Origin of the sequence: Rhodanobacter sp. C01 (assembly GCF_002001045.1) — a bacterium.
In the GTDB taxonomy this organism is placed as follows: domain Bacteria; phylum Pseudomonadota; class Gammaproteobacteria; order Xanthomonadales; family Rhodanobacteraceae; genus Rhodanobacter.
Map to the genome: position 1 here is coordinate 287818 of NZ_MUNR01000009.1, position 17483 is coordinate 305300.

12 protein-coding genes and 1 tRNA gene are annotated in these 17483 nt (G+C 62.9%); 10 read left to right on the forward strand and 3 right to left on the reverse strand.

Annotated features, from left to right (window positions below; translation table 11 throughout):
* The first annotated feature begins 35 nt into the window (after window positions 1-35).
* From B0E50_RS07405 to B0E50_RS07415, 3 genes are read left to right on the forward strand one after another with little or no spacing between them, the layout of a single operon-like run.
* Complete coding sequence (locus B0E50_RS07405) at window positions 36-2738, forward strand: sugar-binding domain-containing protein (RefSeq protein WP_254427206.1); 2703 nt, start codon at window positions 36-38, stop codon at window positions 2736-2738.
* Window positions 2739-2754: 16 nt separating this feature from the next.
* Entirely contained in the window at window positions 2755-3762 is a 1008-nt protein-coding gene (locus tag B0E50_RS07410) for a LacI family DNA-binding transcriptional regulator (protein WP_077440538.1), read from the forward strand.
* Between the two features lie 51 nt (window positions 3763-3813).
* A complete protein-coding gene (locus B0E50_RS07415; RefSeq protein ID WP_077440539.1) occupies window positions 3814-4659 on the forward strand; it encodes a sulfotransferase in 846 nt (281 codons plus the stop codon).
* 85 nt (window positions 4660-4744) lie between these two features.
* Here B0E50_RS07415 and B0E50_RS07420 read toward each other — a convergent pair whose 3' ends face one another.
* The gene (locus B0E50_RS07420) at window positions 4745-6682 is read right to left on the reverse strand and encodes an SUMF1/EgtB/PvdO family nonheme iron enzyme (RefSeq protein ID WP_077440540.1); all 1938 of its coding nucleotides are present in this window, start codon (window positions 6680-6682) and stop codon (window positions 4745-4747) included.
* Window positions 6683-6784: 102 nt separating this feature from the next.
* Between B0E50_RS07420 and rnd the strand changes: the two genes are divergently transcribed.
* From rnd to B0E50_RS07450, 5 genes are all read left to right on the forward strand, one after another.
* On the forward strand, window positions 6785-7900 hold the full coding sequence (gene rnd / locus B0E50_RS07425; RefSeq protein WP_077440541.1) for a ribonuclease D: 1116 nt from the start codon (window positions 6785-6787) through the stop codon (window positions 7898-7900).
* A 61-nt stretch (window positions 7901-7961) separates the two neighbouring features.
* A tRNA-Ala gene (locus B0E50_RS07430) sits at window positions 7962-8037 on the forward strand.
* Between the two features lie 375 nt (window positions 8038-8412).
* The gene (locus tag B0E50_RS07435) at window positions 8413-8715 is read left to right on the forward strand and encodes a hypothetical protein (protein ID WP_077440542.1); all 303 of its coding nucleotides are present in this window, start codon (window positions 8413-8415) and stop codon (window positions 8713-8715) included.
* Between the two features lie 498 nt (window positions 8716-9213).
* Entirely contained in the window at window positions 9214-9609 is a 396-nt protein-coding gene (locus B0E50_RS07440; protein ID WP_139350790.1) for a hypothetical protein, read from the forward strand.
* 425 nt (window positions 9610-10034) lie between these two features.
* Window positions 10035-10436: a DUF302 domain-containing protein gene (locus tag B0E50_RS07450; protein ID WP_077440545.1), complete on the forward strand. Its 402-nt coding sequence runs from the start codon at window positions 10035-10037 to the stop codon at window positions 10434-10436.
* Window positions 10437-10462: 26 nt separating this feature from the next.
* On the opposite strand, the gene B0E50_RS07455 is transcribed toward B0E50_RS07450, so the two are convergent.
* Complete coding sequence (locus B0E50_RS07455) at window positions 10463-10666, reverse strand: hypothetical protein (RefSeq protein ID WP_077440546.1); 204 nt, start codon at window positions 10664-10666, stop codon at window positions 10463-10465.
* A gap of 215 nt (window positions 10667-10881) precedes the next feature.
* Here B0E50_RS07455 and B0E50_RS07460 point away from each other — a divergent pair, with 215 nt between their 5' ends.
* Window positions 10882-12870, forward strand: a complete 1989-nt coding sequence (locus tag B0E50_RS07460; protein ID WP_168170839.1) for a S9 family peptidase — start codon at window positions 10882-10884, stop codon at window positions 12868-12870.
* 587 nt (window positions 12871-13457) lie between these two features.
* Window positions 13458-15152: a diguanylate cyclase gene (locus B0E50_RS07465; RefSeq protein WP_343124516.1), complete on the forward strand. Its 1695-nt coding sequence runs from the start codon at window positions 13458-13460 to the stop codon at window positions 15150-15152.
* A 15-nt stretch (window positions 15153-15167) separates the two neighbouring features.
* Here B0E50_RS07465 and B0E50_RS07470 read toward each other — a convergent pair whose 3' ends face one another.
* On the reverse strand, window positions 15168-17438 hold the full coding sequence (locus tag B0E50_RS07470; protein WP_077440549.1) for a thiamine pyrophosphate-dependent enzyme: 2271 nt from the start codon (window positions 17436-17438) through the stop codon (window positions 15168-15170).
* Between the last annotated feature and the right edge of the window lie 45 nt (window positions 17439-17483).

The window sequence follows — 17483 nt, forward strand, 5'->3', positions numbered from 1 at the left end:
CTCCAGCGAAGCACGCGCTTTGGATAATGGCCGCGATGGCAGTGTCGGCCGCGCCGGCCGCATACGCCCAAACGACCTACGCGCCCACCCAGGTCTCTGTCGACGCCGGCGCCACCACTGCCATCGATCATTGGCAAATCCAGGACAGCGCGAAGGCGCAGCAAAGCGGCGCCGAGATTTCCTCGACTGGCTTCCCCACCGGGGGCTGGTACCCGGCGAGTGGGCGGGCGACCGTCATGGCCGCACTGCTGGAGAACCATGCGTTCAAGGACAGCGCCTTCAAGAACGACGTGTTCTACAGCGACAACCTGCGCGCGGTGCAGGTGCCGGACTCCAGCGGCAACCTCTTCGTGACGCCCTGGTGGTATCGCGCCGAATTCAAGCTGCCGAAGGACCTGGCGGGACGGCATACGCTGCTGCGTACCAACGGCATGATCGCGAGCGCCGACGTGTGGATAAACGGGCATCTGGTCGCCGGCCACGCCGACGTCGCGGGGGCCTATCCCGTGCACGCGTTCGACGTGACGCGCTGGACACACACGGGCACCAACATCCTGGCCATGCGCGTGCATCCGGCCGATCCAAGAATGAGCCTGTCGATGGGCTGGGTGGACTGGAACCCCACGCCTCCGGACAACAACATGGGTCCATGGCGCGGCGTGGACATCATGCAGACCGGACCTGTGGAGTTGAGCTTTCCACAGGTTGTTTCGACGCTGTCGCTGCCCGATCTCGCGCGCGCCACGCTGACCGTGAAGGTGGACGCGAAGAACCTTGATGCGGTGGCGCATGATGCGACGATCACCGGCGCCGTGGCCGGCGTGCCGCTGCAACAGACCGTGCACCTCGCGCCCGGACAAACCCGGGTCGTTTCGTTCTCACCTACGACAACGCCGGGCCTCGCACTGGATCACCCGAAGATCTGGTGGCCCGTCGGCATGGGCGAACATCCGCTATACGAACTGGAGATGAGTGCCGCAGTTGATGGCGCTGTATCCGACCGGACCACAACGACGTTCGGCATACGCAGCGTCAGTTCAAGCCTGACCAGGCAGGGCTATCGCCAATTCTTCATCAACGGAAAACCGCTGTTGATCCGCGGCGGCGGCTGGGCACCGGACATGTTCCTGCGCGATGACCCCGCGCGCATGGAGGCCGAGTTCAGCTACGTCCTCAACCTCGGTCTCAACGCCATCCGCAGTGAAGGCAAGCTGGAGAATCAGCGCTTCTACGACCTCGCCGACCGCAACGGCATCCTGATACTGGCGGGCTGGGAATGCTGCGACAAATGGGAGTCGGCCGCCAAGACCGGCGGTGCGCCCTGGGATGCCGCCGACATGAAAGTGGCCGAAGACTCCATGGCCAGCGAGGCACGTCTGCTGCGCAACCACCCCTCCGTGATCGGTTTCCTGATCGGCAGCGACAACCCACCTCCGCCGCCCATCGCGAAAATGTACGTCGACGCGTTACGTGCCGCTGACTGGCCATTGCCGATCATCTCGGCGGCCGTTCCCAAGGGCACCGCCGAAGCCGGCCCCTCCGGCCTGAAGATGGATGGCCCTTACGACTGGATACCGCCGTCCTATTGGTATGCTGACAAGCTGGGCGGTGCGTTCGGCTTCGACTCGGAGGTCAGCGCAGGCGCGGATATTCCGCGGCTGGAGGATGTGCAGCGCATGCTGTCGCCGCAAGAGCAGGAAGCGCTGTGGAAATACCCGGAGGCGAGGCAATACCACGCATCCGCAGACTGGTCGACATTTGCCGTGCTGACGCCGTTCGACAACGCGCTGGCGCATCGCTACGGCGCGCCCACGGGACTTGCGGACTATATTGCCAAGGCCCAGCTGGACAACTACGACAACGTCCGCGCGCAGTTCGAGGCGTTCAACGCGCACATGAATGCGGCCAATCCATCGACCGGCGTGATCTACTGGATGCTCAACAACGCCTGGCCCTCCCTGCACTGGCATCTGTACGACTACTACATGAATCCGGCCGGCGCCTATTTCGGCGCCAAGAAGGCGAACGAGCCGGTGCACATCCAGTACTCGTACGACTCGAACGCCATCGTGCTGGTGAACCACACGCTGGACGATGCACATGGCCTGCAGGCGAGCATCCACGTACGCAACCTGGACGGCAGCGTGCGCTACGAAAAGCATCTGCAAGGCATCGACCTCGTGGGCAACCACACGCAGCCAGTGGCGACGCTGCCAACCATCGCCGGCCTGCCACATGCATACTTCGTCGAGCTCGACCTCGCGTCGATCGATGGCAAGCCTGTCAGCCGCAATGTCTACTGGCTCCCTGCCCAGCCCGACAAACTCGACTGGGATCATTCGAACTGGTATCTCACGCCGGTGAAGCAGTACGCGGATCTGACCTCACTTCAATCCTTGCCAGCAGCGACCAGCGAAGTTCGCGCGACCACGCGACATGAGGGAAACGAGGACGTCACCACGGTCACGCTATCGGTACCTGCATCATCCAAGGCGGTGGCCTTGTTCCAGCACGTGTCGATCAGGCGCGGTGCGCACGGTGACCTCGCACTGCCTGTCCTGTGGAGCGACAACGACGTCACGCTGTGGCCCGGCGAGTCGATGGTCCTGGTCGCACGTTACGCGTCGCAGGGGTCCGTAGCACCGGTAGTCCAAGTGGACGGGTGGAACGTTTCTACCCAATATATTCCGGGCGCTGCCGGAAACCCGACCGACGCCACGCAGGGAAAAAATCATTGAATCCGGACAGGTTTCCATGGCACACGTGACCATCAACGATGTCGCCCGTGCCTCGGGCACTTCGAAAAAGACCGTGTCACGGGTGCTCAACAACGAGCCGAACGTGCGCGACTCCGTGCGTGAGCGCGTACTGTCTGCCATTGCAGAGCTCAATTACCGGCGGCTCACCTCGGCGCGCAGCCTGGCGACAAACCGTTCCTTCATGATCGGCCTGCTGTACGACAACCTGTCGCCCAGCTACATCATGGAAGTCCAGGCCGGCGTGCTGGAGGCGTGCGAGGCGCAGCACTACAGCATGATGGTGCAACCACTGGTCTCGACGGCAGCGGACTTCGTCGGGCACGTCGAGGACATCCTGTCGCGACACCGGCCCGACGGGCTGATCCTCACGCCGCCGATCACCGACCATCCGCAACTGCTTGAGCACCTGCGCAAGAACGATCTTCCGTTTGCCTCCATCGCGCCGCTGCACCCCAAGGACTGCATTGGCGTGATGCTGCACGAGCGCGAGGCCGCCGCGGCGATGGTGGAACATCTGGTGGCGCTGGGCCATCGTCGGATCGCGCACATCATCGGCGACCCCAAGCACGGCGGCGGCGTCTGGCGCCTCGCCGGTTTCCGCGACGGCATGAAGCGCGCCGGGCTGAAGGAAAACCCCGCGTACATGGTGCAAGGCCAGTTCTCCTTCGAGTCGGGCGTGGCGGCCGCACGCCAGTTGCTGGCGCTGAAGCAGCGCCCCACCGCGATTTTCGCGGCCGACGACGACATGGCCGTCGGCGCGATCTGGGCAGCCTGCGAAGCCGGGGTATCGGTTCCCGGCGACATCTCCATCTGTGGGTTCGACGACACCACGATCGCCACACAGGTGTGGCCACCACTAACCACCATCCACCAACCCGTACGTGAAATGGGCAGGCGCGCCACCGAAGAACTGCTGCTTCGCGTGCAGGAGAAGGGAGATGCCAGGATGGTCGAGGTCGGATACGAAATGCGCATCCGCGCCTCGACTGCGCCGGCGCCCTGAAGCGGGCGCTATCCTGCCAGCCGCGCCACCGAACCAGGGGAGAGTATCCACATGCCTGCCGCACCAGAAGCCAACAAATCGCCACGGAAGTTCCACTTCATTTCCGGTTTGCCGCGTTCTGGCACCACGCTGCTGGCCGCCATCCTCAATCAGAACCCGCGCTTCCGCGCCGGCATGACCAGCCCGCTGGCCGACATCATGGGCGTGGTGATCGCGGAGGCGAGCAGCAAGAACGATTTCTCGTTCGACGTTTCCGACGAGCAGCGGGTCGCCCTGTTGCGCGGCCTGGTCGAGAACCTCTACTCGGTGCAAACAGGCGCCGATGCGGTGTTCGACACCAGCCGGCTGTGGTGCAGCAGGATGCAGTTGTTGAGCACGCTGTTCGCGGAGGTGAAGGTCATCGCCTGCGTGCGCCCGCTGGCGTGGGTGCTGGACAGCATGGAGCGGCTGGTGCGCAGGCAACCGGTCAGCGTCAGCAAGGTATTCCGCTTCGACACCAACACCACGGTGTACTCGCGCATCGAAGCGCTGACCGACCCAAGAGGCATGGTGGGCTTCGCCTTCCAGGCCACCAAGGACGCGTTCTACGGTCCGCATGCGCAGGATCACCTGCTGATGTTGACCTACGACAGCCTGGTGAGCGATCCGTCCGCAGCCATGCGCGCGGTCTACAAATTTCTCGGCGAACCCTGGTTCGAGCACGACTTCGACAATATCGAATACCACGCGAACGAGTTCGATGCCCGTGTGGGCATGCCGGGCCTGCATACCGTGCGCCGCAAGGTGCAGGCCATCGAGCGCCAGCCCGTCATCCCGCGCGACATCTTCGGCCGCTTCGCGAACGAAGCGTTCTGGCTGGACCCAAAGAACAACGTCAACCAGGTGCCCATCGTGTAAGTAGCGATGTCGGGCAGCTTCGATTCCTGTCACCGATACCGCGGAATCGAAAAGCCCCGCCCTAAGCGGGGGTTTTCATGCCGGTCTACAGCTCACGCACCACGCGGAAACCGACCCGGCCGCTGCGCACGTCGCTGTTGTTGCCCTGCCGGTAGGCGGAAACCACCTGATCCGGGGAGCTGCCCCACGAGCCGCCGCGAACCACGTGGGCGGTGCAGCCAGGATTGAGCCACGCCGAGCCGTCGCCAGGCGCCCGCATGTAATTGTCATGCCAGCAGTCGCCCACCCACTCGGAAACGTTGCCGTTGATGTCGTACAGGCCGAAGGGATTGGGCGCAAAGCTCATCACCGGCGCTGGCCCCCAGTAGCCGTCGCGATAGCCGCGGAAAGCGTGGCTCCAACGGCGCCCGCTGCGCGAGCGATCGCCCGAGCCGGTGAGGTTTTCCACCGTATGTGTCGGCACACCGTCGCCCCACCAGTAGCGGGTGGTGGTGCCACCGCGCAGGGCATATTCGAACTCGGCCTCGCTGGGCAGCCGGTAGACCTTGCCAGTGCGCTGGCTGAGCCAGTCGGCGTAGGTCTTGGCGTCATTCCAGGAGATATTCACCACCGGCAGATTGTCATCGGCCCTGTGCCCGGCATAGTCGTCCTGCCAGGTCGCGCTGGAATCGTCGCGCATCGCACCGCTGCGTTCGTCGTACACGCTGGCACCGCCAAGCTTCACCGAATCGGGCACATAACCGCTGGCGCGCACGAATTCGCGGAACTGGCCCACGGTGATCGCGCTCTGCGCCATCGCAAACCCCTTGTCGATGGCCACCGCGTGCTGCGGCATCTGGGCATCATTGCGATCCTCGTCGCTGTCCGATGCGCCCATCTGGAAACTGCCGGTGGGGATCACCACCATCGACGGAGTCTTGCCGGGCAGGTCGACATAGCGATCGGTGAATACCTGGCCGGGTTTGTAGCTGGCGTACAGGCGCGCATTGGTCAGCTGTTCCTCAAACGCTGCCAGTGCCGCCAGCCCGGGATCGATCGCCTGCGCCTGCGCGGCCAGTTTGCCGGCCAGCGCGACATTGCCGGCATCCAGTGCGGAATGCGCCTGCGCCAGCACGCCGTTCGCGCGCTGCTCGCGCATGTCGTTGACGCGCTTGCGCACGTCCTGCATCTGCTGCGAACCGGAGCGGATCGCATCGGCCTCGGCCAGCTGCTTGTCCGCACCGGTAAAATCGTTCTGCGCTACTGCAGCAAGCGCCCGATCGAGCACGGCGCGCTGCACGTCGAAGATGCCCTGCTCCGCCACCGCATTCTGCGGATCCAGTTGCTGCACCTGGTGATAAAGGTCCAGCGCGCTTTCACCGCCGGGCTGATCCGCGTTGCCCTGCTTCAGCAGGGCAGCGGCCTTGGCCAGCATCGGCCGCACCTTGGCCAGCGTTTTCAGGCTCGCTTCAAGCTGTGCCACATCGTCGGCGGCATCCGGCAGCGTGCGCAATGCATCGAGCAGATCCTGTGCCGAGTCGGCATCGCCCACCGCGATGTCCTGATCGATCTCCGCCACCAGGCGCACGCGCACATCGAACAGGCCTTGCGTGGCACGGCGACTGTCCGGCTTCTCCTTCAGCGCCTCCTCGTACAGCGCGGCGGCGCTGTCCTTGTCGCCCGCCAGCTGGCCGGCATGCAGCGCCTTGGCGGCGCGCGACAGCAACTCGCGCACGGCGGGCGGATCGGCACTGAGCTGTTCGGGCAGATGGGCATTCCTGCCGCTGCGTGCCGCGATCACCGCCGCCGGTGCCAGCGTCAGTGGCGGTCCGGCGTTGAGTTCGACAATCGCAGATACCTGCTCCGGCTGCTGCGTACTGCCTGGCAGCGTCGCACCCATCGACATCGAGCGGCGCGGCGCCTCGGCCGGATTGACGTGGAATACCCGTGGAAAGAAGTGATAGACCAGCGCGCATCCCAGCACGACCACGCCAAGTGCCCCACCCAGGGTGCGCTGACGGTGCAGGGTGGCATTGCTTGGCATGGATGGGCGTCCTTGGTGTGGCCTGTTATCGTGCGCTGCTCACCATAGGCACAAACTGCCGGCAGGGCAATGCACGCCCTGCGTCTTTCCAAAGGAATACCGATGTCATTGCCCGAGCCGGCCACCGCCGAATGGATCGATCACCGCGACACGCTGCAGGCGTGGCTTGCCGCCGTGCCCGCGGACGCGGCCATCGGCCTCGACACCGAGTTCATGCGCCGGAACACGTTCTATCCGCAACTGGCGTTGCTGCAGCTGGGCTGGAACGGTCGACATGCGCTGATCGACCCATTGGCGTTCGACATCGGTGACGCACTGCAACCGCTGCTAGGCACCGGCCCGGCGGTCACCGTCATGCACAGTGCCAGCGAGGATCTGGAAACCCTCGCGCCGCTGTTGCCGGATGGTCCGCATACCTTGTTCGACACGCAGATCGCCGCCGCTTTCGTCGGCATGGGCTTGGGCATCAGCTATCGCGCCCTGGTCGCCGAGCTGGCCGGCGCAGAGCTGGACAAGGGCGAAACCCGCTCGGACTGGATGCAGCGCCCGCTCACCGATTCGCAACGCAGCTACGCCGCGCTGGACGTGGTGTACCTGAAGACCATCCACGAGCAATTGGCCGAACGCCTGCAGCAGCGCGGACGCAGCACCTGGCATGCGGAGGATTGCGAGCGTCTGAAACGCCGCGCCAGCCATCGCGACGGCGACCCGCAACCGCAACGGGCCATGCGCGGCGCCGCCGACTGGCAGTCAGCACAGCAGGCCCTGCTGCGCCGCCTGCTGGTGTGGCGCGACCGCAGCGCACGCCGGATCGACGTGCCGCGTCCGTGGCTGCTCGACGACACGCTGGCACTGAGCCTGGCGCAGCAACCACCCGCCAGCCTCAACGAGCTCGAACAGCGTGGCCGCGGCCAGCGTGCCTTGCGTTCGGCGCAACGTAGCGAGCTGTTCGCCCTGCTCGCCGAAGCGGTCAGCGCCGATGAAATCGACACTACGATGCGCATCCCCGGTCATCCACAGGGCGAGGCGAAGAAGGCACTCGCCGGCATGAAGCAGGTGGTCGATACCCTCGCGGGCGAACTGGATCTGCCGCCTGGCCTGCTGTGCTCGCGCAAGGCGCTGGAAGAGTACGTGGTCACCGCCGAATGGCCCGACCTGCTCGATGGCTGGCGCCATGACGTACTGCACGACCGCCTCGCCAACCTGCTGCCCGGCTGAGCCCAACTCGCACAGGTCTTGGCTAACCCCTGCACACGCTGCTAACATTTGTCGCTTCCGTGGGGCGGTAGCTCAGCTGGGAGAGCGCCACGTTCGCATCGTGGAGGTCGTGGGTTCGATCCCCATCCGCTCCACCACGGAATGATTCACCAGTGTCACGCAATACCCCTGAAACCGCGCTACGGCGCGGTTTTTCTTTGACTAGACGTCCAGTAAGGCTCCCCGGACCGCATCCTCACGCAACGCTGGGCAATCCGTCTGGTGCGCGCCGATGTTATATCTGCGCGCTCTGACTAATCGCGCCGAGCTCCCCACTGCTAAGGAATCGCCCTTGCCACCCACATTGCGCGGATGTGCGAGAACCAGTCTGCTGGATCCGGTTATGCGTCCGGTTGTTAGCCGGACACAGCACGGATAAGCTCCCGTTGAATCAGGGTATTGTGTCGGATTCCGGAATGTAACCAAGGATGTATAGCAGGACCCTTGGGTCCGTTTATTAGTAGTTAGGCCGCATGAACAACCTCGCTACTGACGTACTGCTTTTCACTACGCTGGCCTTCTTCGGCGTGCACGTCGTGCTCGTAGGAATCCTCACGCCAAAATTACCAGCGGCGTCGCAGCAAGTTCTTTGCGCATGGGCCAGTGTCCGCGGCGGCCACGTCCTCTCTCTCAAGCTCAAATATCTGCTGCCTTGGGTTTCCTTACCGCCTCTCTCAAGAGGCTTGTTTTGGCTTCTTAGGGCGGCCCAAGCATCGGTTTCAATTGCTATGCTGTCGCTACTTGCCATGATCCTTTCGGGCTTTGCAACGGCGTAGCACCATCGGCTGCGCGCGGTGCGGCCTAACATCTCGTTCAAGGCGGACGGCTTCGCCGCCGCTTAACTCCAGCGTCAGATGGCCAATGCCGAAGTTTGTCCCAAACGGGTACTGTATTTACTGCCCAAATCCCAGCGATTCGGATGAGCACATCATCCCATATGCGCTTAATGGCAACTATGTCCTTAAATCAGCCAGTTGCTCCGAGTGCCGTAACATAACGAGTGCCGTAACATAACTAGCAAGTTTGAACTTGCATTGCTTCGCGGATCGCTGGCCCAGTTACGAGTTGAGCATAAGTTCCAGACAAGGCATCCACAAAAGCGACCAAAATCATTTCCCCTATTGGTCACAAAGGCAGGGCGTGAGTCTCAGGTGGACGCCTCGCCTGACGCCCACCCTCTGGTGTTGACCCTACCTCTTTTCCCGAAACCCAAGCTTCTGTCCGGAAACGCAAGTGATCGGCAGCTAAGGCCAGCCAGAGTTGTGGCTTTTCACTTGAACTCTATTGATGCCGTTATATCAGCTCATAACGTAGATACAGTTGCCACTGTTCATAGCTTGCAGCATGTCGAACTGGCAAGACTCCTTGCAAAAGCGGCATATGGCTTCATGGTCGGCGAGCTCGGAATACATCGAGTTAAGGGCAGCTACTTGTTGCCCATAATATTTGGAGACATGAGTTCAGCAGGCCTTTACATCGGCTCCTTCGACGAGATGGCTATCACAGACACAGGCGATCCGGCTCTTAGCTATCAGTCATACCGTTTGCCATCCAGCCTAGGCGGCGGCGAGATCGCGGTAATCATTATGCGGCTACTGCCGCACATGAAGGAGAATCCGGCGTACATTGTTCTATGTGACTTGCATGAAAAGCACAACGACATCATCTAACAATTCGTTCAAGGCGGACGGCTTCGCCGCCGCTTAGCTCCAGCGTTAGCCGGCTATGTTGAAAATCACGCAAAAAACCAGAAATCAAATCTTCTACGCTGGAGTCGTGCTCGCGCTGGCTGGCGGAGGGTTGGCGTACTGGGCGTTTCAACGCTACAACACGTTGCCAAACTATTTGCGCATCGCCGTCCTTATCCCTTTACTCTGTTCCTACCCCATGCTGATCGTCGACAAATATCGTGACTGGGCCTCTGTCCAAGGGATCGCTCGCGGGTATGCAATTGGCGCGCTTATCGGGCCTCCTCTCCTTTTGGTAGGGTGTCTCATTTGGCTGGTCGTAGCTCCTGATGCGCGCGGCTAACATTTCGTTCAAGGCGGACGCCTCCGGCGCCGCTTAACTCCAACGTCAGGTGCCAACAAATCCCATGTCATCTCACGGCATCGTCAGGCTGGAGAGCCCGTATCCATTCGCTGATACCGTGCAGCGGCTGCTCGCCGCCTTCGCCGAGAAAAGCATCAAGGTCTTCGCAACCATTGATCAGCAAGCAGAGGCTCGGGCCGTCGGTTTGGCGATGCCTCCGACCACGCTGATCGTCTTCGGCAATCCGAAGGCGGGCACACCGCTCATGCTCGCCAATCCGCAAGTGGGCGTCGATCTGCCGCTGAAGGTACTGGTGTGCGAGCCTGAGCCAGGCCAGGTCGCGGTGTTCTTTACCGCCGCGTCGGAGCTTGTCGAACGGCATTCCCTTTCGCCTGAATTGGCCGCCGGCCTGGTTCCGGCTGAGCGCCTGATTGCAGCTGTCATCGGAAAGAGCATCGGCGCCTGACTAGTAGGCAAGTGAACAACCGAGCGCTACACCCTGACGAACCAGGGTATCGCCATCAGCGCAGCCCCGATGGCGATCAACAGGAAAGTGCCGGACACGAAATACGGAAACGTCATCAGCGCCAGCCCGCATACCAGTGGAACGATCGCCCGTTGCTTTTTGCCGTACACGAAGAAGCCGAGCCCGACCGACCCGAACAGTACGCCCCAGAGTAGTGTCGCTGTGCTCAAGACAAGCTGACCGGCTTTGGCCTGGATGGCAGGATCCTACACCAACGCCGGAGCGGCAGACTCGAGTGCATATGCCGGCACGCACTTCTCCAGAAGCCGGAGAACGTGCCAATCTCTGCGCCGGGAATCTGTTTACGGATATCCATTTTCAGTACTGCCTGATGGCATGGACGACATGCCATCGGACAGATCGCGCATTCGGGTCGGGAGTTTTCATGAAGTCTTCGGCATATTTCGCCTTTGCAACCTGCTTCGCTCTCGCGCTGCCGCTGTCGGCTCATGCCGCCGCGACTGTTTCGACGTTCCAGTTGAGCGATTTGCAGAAGATCGTGAATCTGGGCGAGCCGAGGATTTCGCCGGATGGCAAACGCATCGCGGTCGTCGTGTCGACGCCGGACTGGAAGTCCGACAAGAGCAAGCAGGAAATCGACCTCGTGGACACCGCCAGCGGCACGCGGCGCATGCTGACCTGGAAACGCGAGGGTGTCTCGTCGCCACGCTGGTCGCCGGACGGTACGCGGCTGGCCTTCATCGCCGATGATGCAGAGACCAAGCAAGGGCAGCTGTTCGTGATGCCGATGGACGGCGGTGATGCGCAGCGCATCACTGACATCAAGCGCGGCGTGGACTCGTTCAGCTGGAGCCCGGACGGCAAGCAGATCGCGTTCGTCAGCGAAGACGAACCAGCCAATGCGAAAGCCATCAAGGAACACGACGACGCGTTCCAAGTGACCGACAACCACTTTCTCACCCGCGAGGCACTTACCCCCTGGCATCTGTGGGTCGTGCCCAGCGCAGGCGGCGCAGCGAAACGACTCACCCAGGGCAGCTACAGCCTGCAGACCGACCAGCAGGACGACACACCGGAACCGGCATGGAGTCGCGACGGCCGCAGCATCGCGTTCGTCCGTTTTCCCGGCCCCTACTGGGGACCATCGTTCCACTCGGTGATCGCTTCGGTGGATGCCAGCGGTGGCGAACCACGCACCCTGGTGTCGGATGAAGGATCGGCCAACGTCATCTATGCGCCGGACAGTGACAACTTCGCCTTCGTGCGCCCGCGCAACGGCGACCAGAACAACGGCAATGCAGTCTACGTGACGACCGGCGGCAACACGCGTGACGTCACCCAGGCGCTGGCGCGCAACCTCAACAGCTATGCATGGCTGCCGCGCGGCAAGTCGCTGCTGCTGGCCGCCGAGGATGGCACCCACTCGGTGCTGTGGGAGCAGCCGTTGTCGGGAACCGCAAAGAAGCTCGATCTCGGCGAAGTGGAAGCCGGTGCCGATGTAAGCGTCTCGAAAACCGGCGCACTGGCCTTCATCGGCAGCACCACGACGCACCCAGGCGAGCTGTACGTGATGGACTCGGTGGGCGCGAAGCCCCGTCGGCTCACCAACATCAATACGTTCGTCGACAACCTGTCGCTGGGCCGCACCGAATCGGTCGAGTGGCAGGGACCAGACGGTTTCCACGAGGATGGCGTACTGACCTATCCGGTGGGCTACGAGCACGGACAAACCTATCCGCTGGTGCTGGTGATCCACGGTGGCCCGGAAGCGGCTTCCACCGTGAGGTTCTCGCCGCTGACGCAGCTGCTGGCCGCGCAGGGCTTCGTGGTATTCCAGCCGAACTACCGTGGCAGCACCAATCTCGGCGATGCCTACCAGCACGCGATCTTCCGCGACACCGGCGTGGGCCCCGGCAATGACGTGATGGCCGGCGTGGCCGCGGTGCAGAAGCTCGGCATCGTCGACGCGCAGCGCATCGGCGTCACCGGCTGGTCGTACGGCGGCTACATGACGACCTGGCTGACGGGTCATTACCCGATCTGGAAGGCCGCCGTCTCCGGTGCGGCGCTGACCGACTGGGTGATGGACTACACCGTGTCGTACTACCAGACCGGCGACACCTATTTCTTCGGCGGCTCGCCGTGGATGGCGAAGTACAAGGACATCTGGCGCGAACAGTCACCGATCACCTATGCGCACAACGTCACTGCACCGACCCTGATCATGGGCGACGTGGGCGATCCCAACGTGCCGCTGCTGAACAGCTACGAGTGGTACCACGCGCTGCGCGACAACGGGGTGCAAGTCGAGTTCTATGCCTACCCGGTCGACACACATTTCCCGAAGGACATCGTGCGCACCACCGACGTGTACCGCCGCTGGGTAGGCTGGATGACGCAGCATCTGAAATGAGGATCGCAAGTAGTGGCGCTGCGATGCGCCATTCAAGGCACTGATCGGCCATTCGACGGGTGCGCGCGCGGTACACGTGGAGAACAGACCGGGCATGCTGGGGGAAGGCGGCCTCGACGCCTACGTGGCGAGGTCACCTGCCAGTGCTAGCTGCCTCCCCACCTAGCCGGCATCAGCCTCACCCACAAATAACTGCCGGCACACTGGTGCCCCGTGACGCTTTGCGTCCAACCCGAACCTGACCAGCCTGACTAGCGATATTCCGGCACCTGCCCCGGAGTCGCGGATAGCATGGCGGATGCGATTGCAAGGCGAAAAGTGGCGCTGGCACAACCAGTGCTTGCACCCATCCAAGTGGCTGAGGTTTTCCGGCGGAACGGGTAGTCCCATAATGGGGCATTCGGCTGGCCATCCAGGACGAGATGGCGACAATCCGGAGCCGTTTGGCAGTGGGGGCGGTTATCATCCACTGTGATCAGCCGATCACTCATAGCTACGCAGGAGTTTCTCAAAACAGGGGGAGGCAAATGGAGAGGCTTGTCACAATACCGGCATCAGGCCGCCCAAGGCGGTCATGGCCCGGTTTTGTGCTTTGTCTGTTCTGGCTGTGGCTCGGTTCCGCCCATGCCGCCACCCCGTTGAATGGTGCCTGGCGCGAAGTCCATGCCGGCGACACGCCGCAGACTGTGCTGGATGAGTACCACAACGGCCTGCTGCAGAGTTTCAATCCCTCCCTGCTTGAACGATTCCCGCATGGGGCAAAGGGCAGTTGGGTGGTCATCGCACCGCAACCGCCGTGGGACGACAGCGCACGCATGCTGACGATCTACCCGCCGCCGTTGAGCAACGTCACGGTGTACGCCCATGACCAGCCACAGACACTGGCGCTGGATGATTTCCTCGCACCCACCCACGGGCATGGCCGGCTCGCATGGCGAGTACCGGACGACCAGGCGGCATCGCAACCGATCCTGCTGAAGTTCGAACCCGCGGAGACGCTGAGTGCACCGGTGAGTTTCAGTCTGCTGCCATGGAACGACTACCTGCAGCAGGATGCGCAGTGGCTGGTGTTCGCCAGTGCATGCTTCGCGGTGATGCTGGCGATGGTGCTGATGGCCTTGTGCTTTGCGTTGATGCTGCGCGACATCACCTACGCCTGGTATGCCGGTTATATCGTCTGCTACGCCCTGATCCAGGGCATCCAGACCGGCTTCCTGTTCCATCCGCTGGAATGGGCATGGCTGTCGGGCATGATCGTGACAGTCGGTTCGGCGGCGGTCGCGTTGTCGGTGTCATTCGCCGCACTGTTCATGATGCGGTTTTGCGAACTGCAGCGTCACGCACCCCTGCTGCGGGTGCCGATCGTGGCCCTGTCCATCGGCATGATCCAGCTGGTACTGATGCGCTGCAGCCACGTCCCGCTGCTGATCGCAGCGGCGCAGGCCCTGCTCAACCCCCTGCTGATGATCGGCGCTGCCCTGCTGCTGACTGCCGCCATCATCGCCGCTGCGCGCGGCTCACGTCAGGCCTGGTTCTTCCTCGCCAGCTGGACGCCACTGCTGCTGCTCACCGCGATGTCCAGCGCTCAGGTCAACGGCGCACTGCCCGAACTGGACTGGCTCAACGATGCCAGCCTCGCCGGCGGTGCGTTCGAGGCCGTGATGTTGTCGCTGGGCCTGGCTGATCGCGCACTGCGATTGCGCCACGATCGCGACATCGTGCGCGTGCTGGCTGATCATGATGCGCTCACCAACGTACTCAACCGGCGTGCGTGGAGCGAACGCGCCGGCGCGTTGCTGGCAAGCACGCCATCACGCCCGATCGCCCTGCTGTTTCTCGACCTCGATCATTTCAAGCTGCTGAACGATTACCAGGGTCACAACACCGGTGACCGCGCACTGGTCGCGGTGGCCAAGTCGCTGGTCGCGGAGTTGCGCCCAAGCGACCTGCTGGGGCGTTACGGTGGCGAGGAGTTCGTGGCCCTGCTCGATGGTGCTTCCCCACAACAGGCGATGCAGGTCGCCACCCGTCTGTGCCGGCGCATACACCGGCTGGAAATCCCTGTGACCGAAGATGCGCAGCTGCTCAGCATCAGCATCGGCATCGCCATGCATCAGGGCAGCGATGACGTGGAGTCGCTGGTCGAACGTGCCGATCAGGCGATGTACGACGCCAAGCTCAACGGGCGCAACCGGGTCAGCCTGTACGCCGGCGGCAAGCTGGCGAACGTGTCCTCACGCCGACTGCTGCACGTGGTCGAAACACGCGAGCGCAATCATTGAATGTGACAGCCGCGCTCAGCGCACGGCCAGCTCATGCGCCCCGGCCACTACCTCGGCCTCACCCGGCAGCACCAGCAGCGCCGCGCCAGCCAGCGGGGTGAAGGTGTCGGCACCGACCACGCGACGGATCGGCGTGGCGCCGCAGCCGCCCTCGACGATCGCGGTGATCACGCCCTCACCGACGCCGGCGCTCTTGCGACCTTCGTCCAGCACCAGGATGCGTGTGGCCGTCTTCGCCTGCGCCGCGATGAACGCGTCGTTGAGCGGAGCCAGCCAGCGCAGGTCGACGACGCGTACCTGCCAGCCCAGTTCCTTCTCGATCGTGCGAGCAGCGCGCAGCGCCATCGGCACGCCGTTGCCAAAGGTGAACACCACCAGGTCGTTCGCCGCCTCGTTGTAGACGCGGCCCTCGCCCAAGGTCATCGCCTGATCGGGTGTCGGGTAATCGAACTGCCATTGCCCGTCGCCGGCCTCGTGCAGGTCCTTGGTCATGTACAGCGCGATCGGTTCGAGGAAGGCGCAGACGCGTCCATCGACCTTGGCCAGCGCCATCAGCGTACGCAACATCATCGCTGCATCGTCGCCGCGACTGGGACATCCGACGACCAGGCCGGGAATGTCGCGCAATGCGGTGATCGAGTTGTCGTTGTGGAAATGGCCGCCGAAACCCTTCTGGTAACCCAGCGAAGCCACCCGCATCACCATCGGATTGCGGTACTGGTCGTTGGAGAAGAATTGCAGCGAGGCCGCCTCACCGCGAATCTGGTCGCAGGCGTTGTGGAAATACGCCAGGTACTGGATTTCCGGCATGGGCAGCATGCCCATGTTGGCGTAGCCCTGGGCCAGGCCGAGGATCATCGTCTCGTCCAGCAAGGTGTTGAACACGCGACTGCCCTTGAAGGTCTTGTTGAGACCCTTGGTGACGGTATACACGCCACCCTTCTGTGCCACGTCCTCGCCAAACAGCAGCGCCTGCGGATACTTCGCCAGCAGGTCGTGCAGGGCCTGGCCGATCTGGATCGCCAAATGCCGCGGCGGCAGGTTTTCGGGCAGCTTCGCTTCACCGCCGAACACGGCGAGACGCTTCTCGGCGTAATCCGCGCGCGTGGCCTCGGCCTGTACTGCCGCTGGCGTGTACGGTGCCAACGGCTTCATCACATCGGCGAGCGAAGTCAGCCGATGGCGTGAATCCGCATCCTCGGCTGCCGCGAAGCAACGCTTGCGGGTCGCCTCGTAGAGATTCAGCAGCTCATTCTTGCTGTACAGGCCCGACTCCAGTGCGATGCCTGCCGAACGCAGTAGCGGATCGGTCGCCTCGACCGCGAACAACTCGTCGATCGAGCGCCACTCGATCTCGAAATCGGTACCGGCGTGACCCATCACGCGAGTGGTTTTCAGATGCAGGAAGGTGGGGCGACGCGTGCCACGGCAGTGTTCAACCGCGCGCTGCACCTGGGCGTAGCCCTCAGCCAGATCGAGTCCGTCGGCGAAGAAATAATCTAGGTTCGCACGCTGCTGGAAATTGCTGGCCACCCAGCCACTCGGCGTCTTCACCGAAATGCCGATGCCGTTGTCCTCGCATACGAACAGCACCGGTGCCGGCAGCTTCTGATAGGCCGTCCATGCGGCGGCGTTGAACGCTGTCTGCGCGCTGGCATGGTTGCTGGAAGCATCGCCGAACGAGCAGATCGAGATCGAGTCATCCGGAATCGGCAGCTGATGTCCGATCCGTCGCGCCTGTTCGATCGCCACCGCAGTACCGAGCGCCTTGGGCAGGTGCGAGGCAATCGTCGAAGTCTGCGGCAGCACCCACAACGGCTTGCTGCCCCATACCTTGTGGCGGCCGCCGGATGCCGGATCGTCCTTGCTGGCGGCGAACGACAACGCCGAATCGAGCACTGGGTCCATTCCGGGAAGTTTGCGGAAACGCTCGGCCATGAAACCACCGGAGCGGTAATGCAGGAACGCCGGGTCGGTGTGCCGGGTCAACCGTGCCACCATCGCATTGCCTTCGTGTCCGGACGAACCGATGGTGTAGAACACCTTGTTCTGCACGCGCAGCACGCGCGCCATCAGATCGAGGTGGCGCGAGATCAGCTGCGATTCGAGCAGCTCGCGAAAACCACGCGCATCCAGTGCACTGCCCGGCAGCACCGCTTCGCTGTCGCGCGGTTTGCCGCGCACATCGCCATGCCACAACTGCACGAACTCGATGAAGTTCTGGTCGACGATATCGGCGCGATTGAAGCCCTTGTGGCGGGCACTGATGGCAAACGGAATGGACATGATGGTTATCGTTTGAATGAATGGGGATTGTGGCATCTCTGTAGG